We start from the raw sequence: 16,142 nt of genomic DNA, 5'->3' as shown, positions 1-16,142 counted from the left end.
TATCAAACCGGCGACTCGGCCTCGAAGCGTCCAATATGGGCGACCCGCGGACCTGACTGGCACGCCCGGCCTGACGAAATCTGCGACGGACCAATGTTCGGACTGCAGCGCGAACATTGAAGGACAATGCCGTCATGTCCCTACATTCTGAACGCCTCGGCACGGGCCGGCCGCTACTGATGGTCCATGGGCTGGGGGCCAATCTCCGCACCTGGGATCCGCTCTTAAGCGCATTGCGCGGCTCGCGCGAACTGATCTTGGTCGACCTGCCGGGACATGGCAGATCGGCCCCGCTCCCGGGCCGGCAGACGGTGGAGGCCTATGCGGACGCGCTTGCCGGCTTCGTGAAGTCGCAAGGCCTGACGACAGCGGACCTTGTCGGCAGTTCGGTGGGGGGCCGGCTGGTTCTGGAGCTGGCGCGGCGGGGCATCGGTCGGCACTGCGTGGCGCTCGATCCAGGCGGTTTCTGGTGCGGATGGGAAACGCGCTGGTTACACTGGTCGCTCGCGGCATCGATACACCTGGTGCGATTGCTGCGGCCCTTCCATCCCGGCCTGTCACGCCACGCCGTCACCCGTACGCTGCTGCTAGCCCAACTGTCGGCCCGTCCGTGGGTGCTGCCACCGCAGCTTGTCGTAGCGGAGCTGCAGAGCCTGGCGGCCACACCGGTGTTCGATGCGATGCTGCGTGAGCTGGCACGCGGGCCGTTGCAGCAGGGCTCGGCTAAGACCCCTGGCCTTATCACCTTAGGCTGGGGCCGCCAGGACCACCTGCTGCTGCCGCGCCAGGCTGCACGCGCCCGGGTCGCCTTCCCGTCGGCCCATCTGCACTGGTTCGAGCGCTGCGGCCACTTCCCGCATTGGGATCAGCCTGCCGAGACGGCGCGCTTGATCCTTGAAACGGTTGGGGCGGATGCGCCTTGAAATGGCTTGTCGCATGCCCGAGCCCGCGGTCATCCACGGGCCGTCAAGCACATCGGCCGAGATTGCCGCCCCCGCCCCGCCGCCAGTCCATGGACCGGTCTTCTATTGCCACGAGGACGAAGCAGCGCTTCGAAGCCAACTTATAGCGCAGCCGAACTCAGGCAGACTTTCAACGGACGCGAAGTCGTCCCGGACCGGGAATGGTCCCCGGCCGCCGACCGCCTCGATGTTCGAAACGGGATCCCGTTTCCGACTCGATACGTCGACCCCCGAATCCGCAGCGCTCTTATCCGCCGCGGTTCGCTTCAGTGCCCCGATCACCGTGAGGAAGATCATGACCTACCTTCGATACGCACCCGACGTCGAGAAGCCCGATCCGGACGAGCAGAAGACGATTGACGGCATCATCAAGGGGATGACGCAGCAATCGGAGACCGTCGAGGCACGCGAGCACCATGCCGTGCGCGCCAGTCACGCCAAGAGCTCGGCCTGCGTCATCGGCGAGTTGACGATTTCCGCCGGCCTGCCGCCCGAACTGGCGCAAGGGCTTTTCGCGACGCCCGGCACCCACCCCGTGGCGGTCCGTTTCGCTCAGGGGCCAGGCGAGACCCTGGGTGATCGGGTCTCGACCCACCGCGGCATGTCCATTAAGGTGTTCGACGTGCCCGGCGAGAAGCTGCCCGGCCACGCCGTCGACACCCAGGACTTCGTCCTGGCGTCGGGCACGACCTTCCCCTCGGGGACGGCAGCCGGCTTCCTGCGGGACGGCACCGTCATCGGCAAGTCGACGGGATTGCCGGAAGGGGTGAAGAGCGCCGTCTCTTCGACCATGCGCAACCTCAACCGCGCGCTGCATGCCTTCGGGACGGAGAGCGCGCTCGCCGACTTCTTCGGTCATCCCTTCAGCCATCCCCTCGCCGACAGCTACTTCAGCCAGGCGCCGGTCCGGTATGGCGATTACGTTGCCAAGCTAGGGGTCGTGCCGGCGACGGAGAGCCAGAGTGCCTTGTCCGAGTGGCGGCTCGATCCGCATCAGGACGAGGACGGCTTCCGGCATGCCACGGTCGCCTTCTTCAGGGACCACGAGGTGGTGTTCGAGTTGAGGGCGCAGCTCTGGGCGGATGCCGTACGGCAGCCCATCGAGGACGCCTCGGTCGATTGGCCGGTCTCGATCAGCCCCTACCGCACGGTGGCGACGCTGCGCCTGCCGCGCCAGGCAGCCTATGCCCCGGAGCGCGTTCGCTACTTCGACGAGGTGATGACTTTCCGCCCTGCGCACAGTCTCGCGGTGCACCGGCCGCTCGGCTCGGTGATGCGGGCACGGTTGCAGGTCTACAGGGCGCTGAGCGACTTCCGCCACCGCGAGAACAGCGTGGCGGCCGAGGACACCGCCGGCATCGACCGCATCCCGGCGTGAGGAACGGCGCGACCTGCGCTTGCGAATGAATCCTACACCCAGAAAGATGATGACATGAGCTTGCATGGCAAGAAGATCGCGATCCTGATCGCACCGCGCGGCACCGAGGAGCCGGAGTTCGCCAAGCCGCATGAGGCGGTGAAGCAGGCCGGGGCGACCGTGACGGTCATCGGTCTGGATGCCGGCGAGGCCGAGACCGTGAACAACGACCTCGATCCGGCCGGCCGCTACAAGGTGGACAGGACCATCGATGGGGCATCGGCCACGGATTTCGACGCACTCGTCATCCCCGGCGGCTGCGTCGGAGCGGACAAGCTAAGGGCGAACAAGGACGTCGTGTCGTTCATCCGGGACTTCTTCGCCGCGGGCAAGCCGGTCGGGGTCATCTGCCACGGGCCATGGACGCTGATTGAGGCAGACGTCGTGAAAGGGCGGACGCTGACCTCCTATCCAACGGTCCGGCGCGACATCGAGAACGCCGGTGGCACATGGGTCGATGAGGAGGTCGTTTGCGACAAGGGGCTCGTCACCAGCCGCACGCCCAAGGACCTGCCGGCCTTCTGCGCCAAGATCATCGAGGAGTTCGCTGAGGGCCGTCATCCCGACCAGGCCCGGAGCGCCTGAGGGGTCGGGTAGCCAGCGATCGGTTGTTGAGCGCCCGGGGCGGTCCATGGGCCGCCCCGGGCCAAGCCTTGACGACGTCCCGTGGCCGGGACGCCCTCGCGGAAGCCTCCATCAGCCCTCGATGGCGCCGATCTGCTTGAGGATGCCGAGCTCGTCGGATGAGCCCCACCGCTCGACCATCTTGCCGTCGACGAAGCGGCCGATCTGCATGCCGCGGACCTTGATGGCCTTCCCGGTCGGCTTGTGGCCGTTGAAGTCGCCCTGGTGCGTGCCGGTGAGCGTGTAGGCGAAGGCGACGCTGTCCCCGTCGGCAACGAGCTTCTTCACCTCGACCTGCATGTCGGGGAAGGCGGAACGGAGCTGCGTGAAGAAAGCCTGGTATCCCTCGGGACCCATGTGCTGGCCCGGCGCCGGGTCGTGATCGTGGCAATCCGGGGCGACGACCTCGGGGAAGGCATCGAACCGACCGCCGTTGACGAGTTCGCCGAACTTTTCGGTCGCTTGGATGCTGGTCTCGCGGGACATGGTGTTCCTTGGGGTTTGGGGGCAGCGACACGGCGCTAGGTATCTCGATGCACGGGAAACTCCCGCCACGGTCGGACGTTGCCGATGCCGCGCACGACCGGGTCGGGATGACCGCTAGGCATGACGCCGGATCGTGGCGCGGTAACTAGTCGGCCGCTGGCTGGGACAGCAGGCCTATCTCGCAGCACAACGCGACGAAGCGGGCACAGACGCGCCCGATGGCCGATCCGTTCTGCCGGCGGAACTCGGCCATGGTCTTGTGATCGGGCGACAGCTGGCCCGTCAGCCACATGACCTCGACGTTGCGGTCCGCTTCACGCTCCAGACTTCGGCTCGACGGGACTCGGTTGAGGTATCCGTAGACGTAGAGCTTCAGAAGTGCGGCCGGATGGTAGCCCAGTCGTCCCGTCGCCGCCGCATCGACGCCCGCAAAGCCGAGAGTGTTAAGATCCAGCGCCTCAACGAAGGCATCGAGTACGCGGACCGGGTTGTCCTCGGCGATCCAATCTTCAAGACAAGGCGGGAAACAGCGTCATCTGATGGCGCTCGGCACCAACCACAAACCTTCCCATGCCAGCCTCCGATCATCCCGGAGAAAACTACCATCATCGGCGTTTTGACACAGCCAGGGTCGGAAGCGGTCCCCGCGGTTATATCCGCTTCGATCTATCCGCCACCCGAAAGCGGACTGGCGGAAATCCACCCAACCCGGTCGCAGGCGACAGTCAGCCGAGTTGCCCGGAAGCCGACATTCCGAGGGTCTGAGAAGGGTCGTGAGCGGGGGTTACAACCGCGTCCGCTTTTCTGGTTTCCTGTTCAGAAGCGGACCAGCCGCAATCGGCCAGACTACGCCACGCCGGATCGCCACCGCGCGCAAAACCAGACATTCCTTTTTGCGCCCAATCCGGTCATCCAACGAGCTGCCGACGCTCCTCCATAGCAGACGCTCACTGTGACGGCTGCGGCGGCGGCCCATTCGCATAAGGGCGGCTTATGGAGCTATCGTAGGTTCGGTGGGACGTCTAACCGGATGAAGCACGCGCCTGCGAGAGTGCCAAGGACACACTGCAGCTCCCCTCCGGCCAGGCCTGAGCCCATTTCAGAATTATCCGCCGCGGTGCGGTAGGGATGTGCGCGCGGCCGGGATGCAGCCCGACGGTTGGTCCCGGCCGGTTGCATCAGGCTGGCTTACAGACCCTTCTGGCAAGGATAGGTTCGAGGCAAACGGACTCCTCGGGGCGGCAGCGACGGGTTCGAGATCGGCATCCGACGCCTCCTCGGTCTTGGTGAGGATCAACGTCCAAAAGCACGGTTCGACCCCCGCAGCACCAGAAGTGCGGATGAACCAATGTTCAACGCTGTTTGACAGCCTGGACGCGCGCGGCCGTCATCGCGGGGCGCTTCCTCGGCTGGGGTTCGAGCCGTGGATCCGATTGGGACAGCCACGGATTGGGCGGCACCGCCATGCGGGTCGGACGTCGGTGGATCGCTGCGGTCAAGCTGGGCTTGATCCTGCGAAGGATGGCGGAGTTCCCATCGCCCGGCCCGTCGAACCGACGCCCACGCCCTGCTCGATCCATGCCTTTCGCGGGTATCCGATGGACTGCGGTTAACCGGACGCAAACCTAAGGGCTTCGGCCATCGAGACCTTGTCTTGGTGGCGAGCGCCCTCTTGGCATTGGCGGCCTCCGTCGTCCCGCCCCCAAGTCCTAGAGGATGTGGTTTGCGAAGTCCGCTCAAGTCAAACTCCATCGGCAGGATGCATTTGGCAGGTCCCAGGCGGCGAAATTTCTTCTCGCTACACGGTCGCGCACCGGCGTCCCACGACCGGTTCGATTTCAGTGAGGTAGGGCGTGAACGACATACCCCTCCCGCCGGGATCTCAGCATCGACGTCGCCGCCCGACCGCTTTGTGATCCGATGAACTGCGACAGCCAGAGATCGGTGCCCTTGCCGGCCTCCTTGACCGGCTCGTCTCCCGGTTTACAAGCCGAACTCCATTTCCGAACCATCCTCAACCTTGCTCCCCGCGGGAAGGACGGTCGAGCGTAGGGGAGCCGTCGATGTCGTTGGTGAAGAGGACGCGGCTGGCGCCGCAGGGGGAACCCGCCGACGCCGTCGCGACGACCCCGGCCCCGCCGCCGGCCGCCACCGCCGGACGTTCTCGCGAGCGTTCGCGTGTGCGACGGCAGAAGGCTGCCGAACGGCTCGCGGCGGCCACCGAAGAACTCGCCGTCGGTGTGACCGAGGCATCGTCCGCCGCGGAGGAGCTTCGCCGCTCGATGGAACAGATCGCCGCCGGCGCCGAGGAGGCCGCGGGGGCCGCACAAGAATCCCTCGGGGCCATCGGCGGTATCCTCGGCCGTCTGGGCGAGGCGCGGGAACGGGCGGACGCATCGCGCCGGTCCACGGCGGCCTTCCAGACGCAGTTGGCCGAGACCGGAGTCCAGATCACCGCCTCGGTTGCGGCGGTGCAGGCCAACTCCGCGCGCCAGTCCGCCACGGTCGCCCTGATCGAGGAACTCGACCGCGGGGCGGCAAGCATCGGCGAGATCACCGGCACCGTCGAGCACGTCTCCGACCAGACCAACCTGCTGGCCCTGAACGCTGCCATCGAGGCGGCACGGGCGGGCGAGCATGGGCGTGGCTTCGCAGTCGTCGCCGACGAGGTCCGGGCGCTGGCCGAGACGTCCGAGGCGAGCGCGGCGGAGGTCCGCACCTTGGCCGAGGCCATCCGCACCGAGGTGCGGGGCATCGGCGACATCATCCGTGACGCGGCCCGGACGGCGACGGCGGAGGCCGAGGCCGGCGGGCGCGTTACGGTCAGGCTTGAGACGGCGCGGACGGACCTCGGCGGGGTGTCGGAGGGCGCACAGGCGATCCTCGCCGCCACCATCGAGGCAGAGACTGCCATCCGGGAGGCGCAGCGCGGAGCGGAGCAGATCGCTTCCGCTGCCGAGGAGCAGGCCGCCGCCGCGGGGCAGGCGCAGCAGGCGGTGGCGCAACAGGTTCAGTCGCTCGACCAGGCCCAGGCCACGGCGCAGTCCCTTGCAAGCCTAGCCGAGGACCTCACAGGGAGCGGCTCGGTGCAGGCGCGCACGGAGGAGGTCGCATCTGCCGCCGAGGAACTCTCGGCGACGGTGCAGGAACTCTCCGGCGCGGCCGGCGAGATCCTTGCGGCCATCGACCAAATAAGCCGCGGCACGGCCATCCAGAGCTCCGCGGCGCAGCAATCAAGCGCCGCGATGGTGCAGGTCGAGCGCAGCGCCGATATCTTCCGGACGAACGCGACGAACGCCCGCGAGAGCGTCGCCGGCATCGGCGTGACACTGGGTGACGTGCGCACGGCCATCGACTCCCTCGCCGACGGCGTCGAGCGCTCGCTCCACGAGACCCGCGGCTGCCTGGGGCGCATCGCGGCTTTGGAGGTGAGCAACCGGCGCATCGACAAGATCGTCGGCTCCATTGCCCTGGTCGCCGTGCAGGTGAACATGCTCGCGGTCAGCGGATCCATCGAGGCAGCCCGTGCGGGAGAGGGCGGGCGGGGCTTCGCCGTCGTTTCCAACGACATCCGCGTGCTGGCCCGCGACGCCGCCGAGAACGCCGACCGCATCCGCGACACGGTGCGGGACATTCAGGACGGCGTCGCCGCCGTGCGGCGGTCCCTGGAACAGGTCGTCGCCGAGTCGGAGACGGAGGTCCGACGCAACCGCGGTCTGACCGCCACCCTCGCCGGGGTCGGTGAGGACGTCTCGAACCTGGAGGTCGGCAACGTCGCCGTCCTGTCCGGTGCGGAGGATATCGTCATCGCCGCACGCGAGGGGCTGAAGGGCTCGCAGCAGATCGCAGCTGCGGCCGAGCAGGCCGACCGGGCCTCTGGCGAGGCGGCCACCGCGGCCCGCCAGCAGTCGCGCGGCGCCGAGGACCTCGCGGCCAGCATCGAGGAGATCGCGGCGCTGGCTGACGAGCTGCAGGCTGCGGATGCCTGAGACGGGCGACGACCGCTACCTTGTCTTCACCCTGGGGCCGGACGACTTCGCCCTCGATGCGGGCAGCGTCCGGGAACTCCTTCGTCCACCGCGATTGACGCGGATCCCAGGTGCGCCGGCCACGCTGGCCGGGTTGGCCAACCTGCGCGGAACGGCCCTGCCCGTGATCGACCTGCGTCGCGTCATGCGTCCGGACGTCGAACCGGCCTCGGAGGCAACCCGCGTCGTCGTGGCCGAAGCCAGCGAGCCGGTCGGGCTCATGGTCGACCATGTACTAGCCTTCGTTGGCGGCACGAAGGCCGCTGAGGAGGATGCGACCTCGAATACCCGTACTCTTCACACCTCGGTCGGCTCGGGACGTGCCCGCATCATCGACCTGCCGACACTCGTCGGACAGGCGTTTCCCCGCCGCACAAAAACGCCCACCGCCACCCTCGCCGCAGGTAACGGCGAGCCAGTGGCCGTGGATGCGGAACGCATCGCGCTGGTCTCCTTCGCCGCCGCCGGGCGGTCCTACGCACTTCCGTTGGAACGGGTGTCCGAGGTGATGGCCCTCCCTTCGGACGTCGTGCCGGTCCCCCGCTCGGACAAGGCCGCCCTTGGCGTGGTCGCGTTGCGGAGCAGCGTGCTTCCGCTGCTGGGCCTGCCGGCCCTGTTCGGCCACGCCGCGCCCCCACCTTCCGCGGATGCGCGCATCGTGGTCGCGCGCATCGGGGAAACCGAGGTCGGCCTGGTCGTCGACGCCCTGGGACCGATCCTGCGGGTCGCGCCGGATGCCGTCGACCCGGTGCCGGCCGCCCTGCGTCGTGGGGGCATGACGGCCGTCGACGCGATCTGCCGCCTCGACGGTGACGGCGCACTGGTCTCGATCCTGTCCGTGGACCGCCTGCTCGAAGGAACGACCGTGACCGCATCGACGCCACGCGCCTCCGACACGAGGGATCCGGATGACCGGACGACGGGCGCCACGGAGCAGTTCGTGGTCTTCGACGTCGGCGGCGAGAGCTACGGTGTGCCGGTCGCCGCCGTGCGTGAGGTGCTGCGCGTCCCAACGACAATGACGCGCCTTCCGCGTTCGCCCGATCTGGTGGCGGGGGCCATCGACGTCCGCGGGACCGTCCTCGCCGTCGTGGACCAGCGCCGTCGCTTCGGCCTTCCCCCGGGCGAGGCGGACCCACGCCGGCGCATCCTCCTCCTTGAAGACGGGGGAACGGTCGCCGGCATCCTCGTCGACGGGGTCTCGCGCATGCTCCGCCTCCCTTCGGACGCCGTCCGCCCCGTGCCCTGCATGTCGGGGGAACCTGGCGCGGCGGTGGACAGGGTGGCAACGCTCGAAGACGGCACCCTTCTACCTCTCGTGGACGCGCACGCGCTCCTCGTCGGCACGGAGCGCAGCCTGCGGGCGGCTGTGAAGGGGATCGCCGGTTCGCAGCCCGGGCTGGACGCCACGGCATGATCCGGCTTCTCGTCGTCGATGACTCTGCCCTGATGCGCAGGCTCCTCGGCGGGGTGTTCGGGGCCGAGGGGGACTTCGAGGTGGCCTTCGCGCGCAACGGCGACGAGGCCCTTGCAGAGCACGCGCGCTTCCGTCCCGACGTAATCACCCTCGACGTCAACATGCCGGGCCTCGACGGCCTGGCGTGCCTCGACCGCATCATGCTCGACCGTCCGACCCCGGTGGTGATGGTGTCGTCGCTGACCGCGGACGGCGCAGAGGTCACCCTCGACGCGATGGGACGGGGGGCGGTGGACTTCGTGGCCAAGCCCGGAGGGGCCGTCTCGCTGGAGATGGACCGCCTCGGGCCATTGATCGTTCAGAAGGTCCGGGCGGCGGCCCGGGCCCGCCTGCGTCCCACCTTGCGTCTCGCCGAGCGCATCCGCGCCCGGACAGGTTCCCTCGATGGTGCGTCGGCCGGGCTTGCGAGGAAACCGACGCGAACGCCGGCGCCCAGTCCACGGTCCGCCCCCCTGCCGGCGCCGGGACCGCCGGAAGGCATCGTGCTGGTCGGAACCTCGACGGGCGGCCCGCCGGCCCTCGACGCCCTGCTGTCGCGGCTGCCCGCCGATTTCCCATGGCCGATCGTGGTCGCCCAGCACATGCCGGGGAGCTTCACCGGCCCTCTGGCAAGGCGACTCGACGGCCTGTGCGCCTTGAACGTGCAGGAGGCGTCGCGGCCGATGTCGCTGGCGCCCGGCAATGTCTACGTCGGCAAGGGGGATGCCGACGTCACCATCGCCCGCCGCTGGTCCGGCCTCGTCGTGCAACCGGTCCCTGCACGGGCCGATTACCCCTGGCATCCCAGCGTCGACCGCCTCGTGGCGAGTGCGCTCGACCTCGTCGAGCCGAACCGCCTCGTCGGCGTCCTGATGACGGGTATGGGGCGGGACGGGGCGGAGACGATGTCCGCGTTGCGGGCGCGCGGCGGCCGTACCATCGCCGAGAGTGAGGAGACGGCGGTGGTGTGGGGCATGCCGGGCGAGCTGGTCAGGACGGGGGGCGCCAGCGTCGTCGTCGCGCTCGAAGACATCGCCGACGCGCTTCTGGAAATGGTGCCCTGATGCCGCTCGTCCGTCGCGACCCTCCCGGACCGCAGGGAGCGGCAACTGTCACGTCGCCGGTCCGGTCCGTGGAAGAGCTCGGCGCAGCCCTGGGATCGGAGGGGGATCTCCGCCGGCGTGAGGCCCTCCTCGCGTCGCTTCTGGCCATTGCCGACGCGTCCGCCGCGGCCGCACTCGCCCAGCACCTGCGTTCGGAAGATGCGGGCCTGCGAAACGCCTGCATCGAGACGCTTCAGGCCATGCCCGACGCGGCACTCTCGGTCCTGCCGGGATTGCTCTCGGACCCGGACCCGGACGTCCGGCTACTGGCCACCGAAATCGCCCGGACCCAGCCTGCCGAGGCCGCCAATGCCCTGCTCGCGCGTTTGCTGGAAGCGGAAACCCACCCGAACGTTTGCGGAGCGGCCGTGGAGGTGCTGGCGGAGGTTGGGACGTCGGGGGCGGTGAAGGCGCTGCGGATTACCCGCGCCCGGTTCGCTTCTGAGGCATTCCTGCCCATGGCCATCGACACGGTGCTCGCCCGCATCGGTCCGGGACGCTGAACGCGTGTCTGATCTTCCGTCGCCGGTCACCGACGCCGATTTCACGCGATTCTGCGAGTTCCTGTACCGCCGCACCGGCATCCTGTTCACCCCGGCAAAGCGCTACTTCGTCGACCGCCGGCTGGCCGAGCGGATGCTGGCCACCGCGTCGCGGTCGTTCCCGGTCTACCTCGCGCGGCTTCGCTCCGACACAGACGGCGAGGTCGAGCGGCTGATCAACGCCTTCACGATCAACGAAACCTACTTCTACCGGGAGGACCACCAGCTCCGCTGCCTGACGGCGTCACTGCTGTCGGAGGTCGTCGCACGCAAGGCTCCTGGGTCGACGGTGCGGATCTGGTCGATGCCATGCTCGACCGGCGAGGAACCCTACTCGGTGGCCGTCTGGCTCCTGGAGAACTGGCCGGACGTCGACCGCTACGACGTCGAGATCGTCGGCTCGGACATCGACACCCGGGCGCTCGCCGCCGCCGAGGAAGGGCTCTACGGCGAGCGTGCCCTCATGCGGCTCACGCCGGACCTCGTCGCGCGCTACTTCGTCCGGGAGGAGACGCGCCTGGGACCCGCATGGCGGATCATCGCCGACCTGCGCGGGTCCGTGCGCTTCACGCCCTGCAACCTCACGGACGCGGCGGACATGGCGGCGCACGGACGGTTCGACGTCGTGTTCTGCCGCAACGTGCTGATCTACTTCGACGACGCCTCCCGACGGATCGCGGCCGATCACATCTACGACGCCATGGTTCCCGGCGGCTACGTCTGCCTCGGCCACACCGAGAGCATGAGCCGGATTTCCCCGCTGTTCAGGGTCTGCCGCTACGATGACGCCATCGTCTACCAAAGGCCCCGCGAGGGCGATCATGTCTGAGCCCGGAACCGTCCCCCCCGCCCCGCCACGAGTCCTCGTCGTCGACGACGCGAGCCTCGTGCGCTTGTACTATCGCGGCGCTTTGGAAAGGGCCGGCTTCGCCGTGGACGAGGCGCTCAACGGCATCGAGGGTCTGGAGCGCGTCCTCACGGTGGCCTACGACCTCCTGGTCGTGGACGTGAACATGCCGAAGATGGACGGGTTCAGCTTCCTGCGGGCCTTGCGGGGACGCGAGCCTCCGGTCCGCTCCATACCCGCCCTGATGACCAGCACGGAAGCGGGCGAGGGCGACCGCGAAACCGCGCGGTCCGCGGGCGCCAACTTCTACCTAGTGAAGCCGGTGCCGGAGGAGACGCTGGTCGCGCACGCCCGGGCGCTCGTGGGACGGCAAGCGTGAACGACCTGCTCGAACAGTTCCTCGTCGAGACGCGCGAGCTCGTCCAGTCCGGGACGGAGGACCTCCTGTCCCTTGAGGCGGCACCGGGCGACGCCGAGGCCCTGAACCGGGTGTTCCGCGCGTTCCACACCCTGAAGGGTGGCGTGGGCCTGTTCGACTACCCGGCGTGGTTCGCGCTCCTGCACGCAGCCGAGGACGGCCTCTCCGCGGCGCGGGCCGGAACCCTGGCCGTCAATGCCGTCTTGGTCGACCTGTCGCTGGAGGCCCTCGACGCTACCGCCCGCTGGACGGATGCGGTCGAGGCGACCGAACGCTTGCCGGAGACGGCCACCGCCGAGGCGGCCACGCTAGCGGACCGGTACCGTTCCCTCCTGGATCGGGCGCCGGAAGCCGGGGTTACGGCCGCCTCGGCGCTTCCGGACTGGGCGGCCCGGCTCGTCGGCTCGACTGACGCTGGAACCCCAACGACGGCGTTGCGGTACCGGCCGCGGAGCGATTGCTTCTTCTCCGGGGACGATCCGCTCGGCTTCGTCAGGAAGGTTCCCGGCCTGTTGGCGGTGTCGGTCGAACCCGCCGGCCCCCGGCCCGCCGGCGAGGAGTTCGACGCCTACGCCTGCAACCTCGATATCGCCATCCTCACGAACTCCGGACGCCCGGAGTTGGACGCGGTCTTCCGCCTCGTTGCCGACCAGGTGACGGTCGTGGACGTACCGGACGGCGGCCGACAGCCTGCTCCGACCGGGGTGGATAGGGGCGACGCAGCCCTGGCGGAAACGGAACCTGTCGTCGCCGCAATCCTCTCGGAGCAGGTCCGCGTGCTCGCCGCGACGGGTGACGCGACGATTGCAGCGGGTTGCCTCGAAGCGTGCGCGCGGTCGGTGGCGAACGCCATGGCGTTTGCCGGACGTACCGAGGAAGCCGAACGCTGCCGCCTAGACTCCGTGGGCGGTCGTCAGGGTCTTCGGGCTACCATCGAGGCCGTCCTGGCGGGTCGACCTGGGGAAATGCCCGCGGCGGTGGCCGAAGCGGCGGCCGAAGGGTCCGAGCAGGCTGGCGGGGATGCGGTTCGTACCCTCAGGGTCGACGCCGCCCGCGTCGACGCCCTCGTCGCCCTCGTTGGCGAGCTCGTCGTGGCCCGCAACGCCCTAAGCCACGTTGCGACCCGGGCGGAGGCCGGCGAGGATGCGGCAACGCTGGCCCGCGCGATCCGCGACGCAGACGCGAACATGGGCCGCCTCTCCATGGCGTTGCACCGGAACGCCGTTTCGCTTCGGCTCATGCCCCTGTCCCAGGTGTTCCGTCGCTTCACACGTCCGGTGCGCGACGCCGTGCGCGGGCTCGGCAAGGAGGTGGTCCTGGAGATGGAGGGCGAGGGCACGGAAGCGGACAGGGAAATCGTCGAGAACCTGTTCGAGCCGCTCCTGCACGTCGTGCGCAATGCCGTCGACCATGGCCTGGAGGGCGTCGAGGACAGGTTGCGCCTCGGGAAGCCCGCGGTCGGTCGCATCCGCATCGCGGCCGGGCCGGACGGCGACGGCATCGTCGTGTCGGTGTCGGACGACGGGCGCGGGATCGACCCGGCGTTCATCCGTCGCCGATCCGCCGAGAGAGGCCTGCGCTCGCCCCACGCCCTCGCGGACATGGACGACGCGGCCGTCGTCGACCTGATCTTCGCGCCCGGGTTCTCTACCGCGGACAGCGTCGGGGCGCTCTCGGGACGCGGCGTCGGCATGGACGCGGTACGCGTCGCGGCGGGGCGCATGGGTGGCCGGGTCTCCGTCGAGAGCCGGGTCGGCGCCGGCACCACCGTCAGCCTGCACCTGCCCCGGACCATCGCCCTCTCCCGTATCCTCGTCGTCGGGGTGGGCGAGGAATCGTATGGCATCGCGATGGACGCCGTTCTTGAGGTCGTCCGAGTGCCCCGGTCGGGCATCCGGGCGGTCGACGGCGGGGACGCGATGGTCCGGCGAGGCCGGACCGTGCCGATAATGCGGCTGGCCGAGCTCCTCAACCGGCCGGACCCGTCGTGCACTCAGGCGAAAGCGCTACTGCTGGTGATCCGCTCGGGCGGGGAAACCGTGGCGCTGGACGTCGACCGTATCCAGGACCGCCTCGACGCCGTGGTACGCCCCCCGGCCGGCCTGGTTGGCACCGTGCCCGGCGTGGGCGGTACGACAGTCCGCGGCGACGGCGGCGTCCTGCTGGTCCTCGATCCCACCGCCCTGATCGCGGATGCGGCGTCCATGGGCATGGGACGATTCGGGGAAGGCCGATGACCGTGGTGCTCAGGACGGATGACGGAACGATACGGCTGGAGGGAACCTGCCCGGTCGAGGACGCGGAAACCCTCGCCGCGCTCATCCTGGAAGATCCCGGGCGGCCGGTGGACTGGGTCGGCTGCACCCGGATGCACACCGCGGTGTACCAAGTCCTGCTTAGCCTGCGACCCGTCGTCCTGGGCGCCTGCGGCGACCCCTTCGTCGATCTATGGCTGGACCGGCCCGGGCCAGGATAACGCGGCGGCGCGAGGACTTATCGCTATGCTCCGGAGACGTCCCGACGCATATAGGAGGCCACCCCCACGTAGCCGACCGTATCGCGCGCAACCCAATCAGCATCGCACCAATGACGACAACGGTTCTCATCGTCGACGACAGCAAGCTCGCCCGGCTCGTCGCGGCCAAGCTCCTGCGGCAGGTTAAGCCCGACTGGGATGTCGTCGAGGCCGCCAATGCCGACGCGGCGGCGGCGATGGTCGGCGAGCGTCGGATCGACGTGGCGCTGCTCGACTTCAACATGCCCGGCAGGGACGGTCTCGAACTGGCCGCGGACCTGCGCGCCGCCAATCCGGGCATGCCCATCGCCGTGGTCTCGGCCAACATCCAGGATGAGATCATCGCCCGCTCCCGGGGCGTGGGCGCAACGTTCCTGCCGAAGCCGCTCACCGAGGAGGCGCTGGCGGGCTTCGTGTCCGGCGCCGCGCTCCGGTTGCGCCGAGCAGCGCCGTGACGGCGGGTACCGTCGATCTCACTGAGCTCCAGCGCGACGCCTTCACTGAACTGGTGAACATCGGTGTCAGCAAGGCCGCGGCGAGCCTGCGTGGGATGATCGGCGTCCAGGTCCTCCTGTCGGTGCCAGCGGTCGAGATCGTCTCGCGGGCCCAGGCCGCGCGCATGATCGGCGAGCGCGAAGCGGCCGAGCTGGTCGTCGTCCAGCAGGACTTCTCCGGCGCCTTCACCGGCCGCGCCCTCCTGATCTTCCCTCAGGAGCATGGGCGCGCGTTGGTTCACGCGGTGGCAGGTGGGGATCTCTCCTCTGAGGAGGCCACGGAGATGGAGGACGAGGCGCTGACGGAGACCGGAAACGTCATCCTGAACGGCTGTCTCGCCACGATGGCGAACCTCTTGCAGCGGACGCTGACGATGTCACTGCCGGAGGTCATGCGCGGCGACGGTCCCCGGATCTTCCGGCCGGTTGGCGACGAGGGCACGGACGGGCTCGTCCTGTTCCTCTACATCAACTTTTCCGTGCGCGAGCGCGACATCCGGGGCTATATCGCCATGCTGATGGACCTACCGTCCCTGGAGAACCTCAAGGTGCTGATCGACGACTTCGTCGAGCGCACCATCGGCGGGATGGAAGCGTGACGGGCGTCCCGTCCAGCGGAGGCCAGAGCAGGCGAACCGTCGAGCCATCCGCCCAGCTGGCTGAAGCAACGGCGTCGATGCGCCGCTTAGCCGGTCCCTTCGTGGCGGCCCTGGAGCGCACCCGGCAGCCGATGGTGGTTACGGACCCGCGGCTCCCCGACAACCCCATCATCTTCGCCAATCCCGCCTTCCTGGCGCTGACGGGCTACGGGGCCGACGAGATCCTCGGGCGCAATTGCCGCTTCCTCCAGGGCCCTGACACGGATCCGGACGCCGTGGCCCTCGTTCGGGAGGCAATCGCCGGACGGAGGGAAATCAAGATCACGCTTCTCAATTACCGCAAAGACGGCGGCTCGTTCTGGAACGAGCTGTATCTTGGCCCGGTGTTCGACGAGGCGGGCGACCTCGTCAACTTCTTTGCGTCGCAGGTCGACGTGACCCACGCACGCCGGGGAGAGGCGGCCCAGGAGCGCCTCGTCAGCATCGAACGCCGCCTCGCCGACGCACAGGGCTGATCGTCCCCCTTTGAAGTGGTCCGCCCTGAAGTATGGCTTTTGCGCCGACAGAGGACGGAATCGATGGCCCAACGACCCAAGCCCGAGGAGATCGTGAGCAAGCTGCGTCAGGTCGACGTGCTGGTCTCACAAGGAC

At 68.9% G+C, this 16,142-nt stretch carries 15 protein-coding genes and 1 pseudogene; 14 read left to right on the top strand and 2 right to left on the bottom strand.

Annotation, left to right across the window (positions count from 1 at the left end; all coding sequences use genetic code 11):
* Positions 1 to 134: 134 nt before the first annotated feature.
* From MKK84_RS03205 to MKK84_RS03195, 3 genes are all read left to right on the top strand, one after another.
* On the top strand, positions 135 to 923 hold the full coding sequence (locus tag MKK84_RS03205) for an alpha/beta fold hydrolase (protein WP_243916591.1): 789 nt from the start codon (positions 135 to 137) through the stop codon (positions 921 to 923).
* Between the two features lie 334 nt (positions 924 to 1,257).
* The gene (locus MKK84_RS03200) at positions 1,258 to 2,340 is read left to right on the top strand and encodes a catalase family protein (protein ID WP_243916590.1); all 1,083 of its coding nucleotides are present in this window, start codon (positions 1,258 to 1,260) and stop codon (positions 2,338 to 2,340) included.
* A gap of 54 nt (positions 2,341 to 2,394) precedes the next feature.
* Positions 2,395 to 2,964 (top strand): type 1 glutamine amidotransferase domain-containing protein, encoded by a 570-nt coding sequence (locus MKK84_RS03195; RefSeq protein WP_243916589.1) that lies wholly within the window; start codon positions 2,395 to 2,397, stop codon positions 2,962 to 2,964.
* 111 nt (positions 2,965 to 3,075) lie between these two features.
* Here MKK84_RS03195 and MKK84_RS03190 read toward each other — a convergent pair whose 3' ends face one another.
* The gene (locus MKK84_RS03190; protein ID WP_055950637.1) at positions 3,076 to 3,489 is read right to left on the bottom strand and encodes an ester cyclase; all 414 of its coding nucleotides are present in this window, start codon (positions 3,487 to 3,489) and stop codon (positions 3,076 to 3,078) included.
* Positions 3,490 to 3,652: 163 nt separating this feature from the next.
* A pseudogene (locus tag MKK84_RS03185) lies at positions 3,653 to 4,061 on the bottom strand (transposase); the annotation flags it as partial.
* 1,491 nt (positions 4,062 to 5,552) lie between these two features.
* On the opposite strand from MKK84_RS03185, the gene MKK84_RS03180 reads away from it, so the two are divergent.
* From MKK84_RS03180 to MKK84_RS03130, 11 genes are all read left to right on the top strand, one after another.
* Entirely contained in the window at positions 5,553 to 7,478 is a 1,926-nt protein-coding gene (locus MKK84_RS03180; RefSeq protein WP_243916588.1) for a methyl-accepting chemotaxis protein, read from the top strand.
* Entirely contained in the window at positions 7,471 to 8,934 is a 1,464-nt protein-coding gene (locus MKK84_RS03175; protein WP_243916587.1) for a chemotaxis protein CheW, read from the top strand. Before MKK84_RS03180 ends, MKK84_RS03175 begins: the two co-directional genes overlap by 8 nt.
* Positions 8,931 to 10,037: a chemotaxis-specific protein-glutamate methyltransferase CheB gene (gene cheB / locus MKK84_RS03170; protein ID WP_243916586.1), complete on the top strand. Its 1,107-nt coding sequence runs from the start codon at positions 8,931 to 8,933 to the stop codon at positions 10,035 to 10,037. The genes MKK84_RS03175 and cheB overlap by 4 nt, the downstream gene beginning before the upstream one ends.
* A gap of 68 nt (positions 10,038 to 10,105) precedes the next feature.
* Positions 10,106 to 10,579, top strand: a complete 474-nt coding sequence (locus MKK84_RS03165) for a HEAT repeat domain-containing protein (RefSeq protein WP_243916585.1) — start codon at positions 10,106 to 10,108, stop codon at positions 10,577 to 10,579.
* Positions 10,580 to 10,583: 4 nt separating this feature from the next.
* Positions 10,584 to 11,447: a CheR family methyltransferase gene (locus MKK84_RS03160; protein WP_243916584.1), complete on the top strand. Its 864-nt coding sequence runs from the start codon at positions 10,584 to 10,586 to the stop codon at positions 11,445 to 11,447.
* Complete coding sequence (locus tag MKK84_RS03155; protein ID WP_243916583.1) at positions 11,440 to 11,844, top strand: response regulator; 405 nt, start codon at positions 11,440 to 11,442, stop codon at positions 11,842 to 11,844. The genes MKK84_RS03160 and MKK84_RS03155 overlap by 8 nt, the downstream gene beginning before the upstream one ends.
* Positions 11,841 to 14,120, top strand: a complete 2,280-nt coding sequence (locus MKK84_RS03150) for a chemotaxis protein CheA (protein ID WP_243916582.1) — start codon at positions 11,841 to 11,843, stop codon at positions 14,118 to 14,120. The genes MKK84_RS03155 and MKK84_RS03150 overlap by 4 nt, the downstream gene beginning before the upstream one ends.
* Entirely contained in the window at positions 14,117 to 14,359 is a 243-nt protein-coding gene (locus MKK84_RS03145; protein ID WP_243916581.1) for a hypothetical protein, read from the top strand. Before MKK84_RS03150 ends, MKK84_RS03145 begins: the two co-directional genes overlap by 4 nt.
* Positions 14,360 to 14,469: 110 nt before the next feature.
* Positions 14,470 to 14,853: a response regulator gene (locus MKK84_RS03140; protein ID WP_243916580.1), complete on the top strand. Its 384-nt coding sequence runs from the start codon at positions 14,470 to 14,472 to the stop codon at positions 14,851 to 14,853.
* Positions 14,850 to 15,491: a chemotaxis protein CheX gene (locus tag MKK84_RS03135; RefSeq protein ID WP_243916579.1), complete on the top strand. Its 642-nt coding sequence runs from the start codon at positions 14,850 to 14,852 to the stop codon at positions 15,489 to 15,491. Before MKK84_RS03140 ends, MKK84_RS03135 begins: the two co-directional genes overlap by 4 nt.
* Before the next feature lie 77 nt (positions 15,492 to 15,568).
* A complete protein-coding gene (locus tag MKK84_RS03130; protein WP_313899311.1) occupies positions 15,569 to 16,006 on the top strand; it encodes a PAS domain-containing protein in 438 nt (145 codons plus the stop codon).
* Positions 16,007 to 16,142: the final 136 nt, after the last annotated feature.

Origin of the sequence: Methylobacterium sp. E-065, from assembly GCF_022829605.1 — a bacterium.
Classification (GTDB): Bacteria; Pseudomonadota; Alphaproteobacteria; order Rhizobiales; family Beijerinckiaceae; genus Methylobacterium.
Note: the sequence above shows the minus strand (reverse complement) of the source record. Positions and strands in the feature narration are given on the sequence as shown.

Bases quoted from the DNA above. Each gene is read 5' to 3' on its own strand.
- MKK84_RS03205 (WP_243916591.1), top strand. From the start codon at position 135: ATGTCCCTACATTCTGAACGCCTCGGCACGGGCCGGCCGCTACTGATG.
- MKK84_RS03200 (WP_243916590.1), top strand. From the start codon at position 1,258: ATGACCTACCTTCGATACGCACCCGACGTCGAGAAGCCCGATCCGGAC.
- MKK84_RS03195 (WP_243916589.1), top strand. From the start codon at position 2,395: ATGAGCTTGCATGGCAAGAAGATCGCGATCCTGATCGCACCGCGCGGC.
- MKK84_RS03190 (WP_055950637.1), bottom strand. From the start codon at position 3,489: ATGTCCCGCGAGACCAGCATCCAAGCGACCGAAAAGTTCGGCGAACTC.
- MKK84_RS03180 (WP_243916588.1), top strand. From the start codon at position 5,553: ATGTCGTTGGTGAAGAGGACGCGGCTGGCGCCGCAGGGGGAACCCGCC.
- MKK84_RS03175 (WP_243916587.1), top strand. From the start codon at position 7,471: ATGCCTGAGACGGGCGACGACCGCTACCTTGTCTTCACCCTGGGGCCG.
- cheB (WP_243916586.1), top strand. From the start codon at position 8,931: ATGATCCGGCTTCTCGTCGTCGATGACTCTGCCCTGATGCGCAGGCTC.
- MKK84_RS03155 (WP_243916583.1), top strand. From the start codon at position 11,440: ATGTCTGAGCCCGGAACCGTCCCCCCCGCCCCGCCACGAGTCCTCGTC.
- MKK84_RS03145 (WP_243916581.1), top strand. From the start codon at position 14,117: ATGACCGTGGTGCTCAGGACGGATGACGGAACGATACGGCTGGAGGGA.
- MKK84_RS03140 (WP_243916580.1), top strand. From the start codon at position 14,470: ATGACGACAACGGTTCTCATCGTCGACGACAGCAAGCTCGCCCGGCTC.
- MKK84_RS03130 (WP_313899311.1), top strand. From the start codon at position 15,569: ATGCGCCGCTTAGCCGGTCCCTTCGTGGCGGCCCTGGAGCGCACCCGG.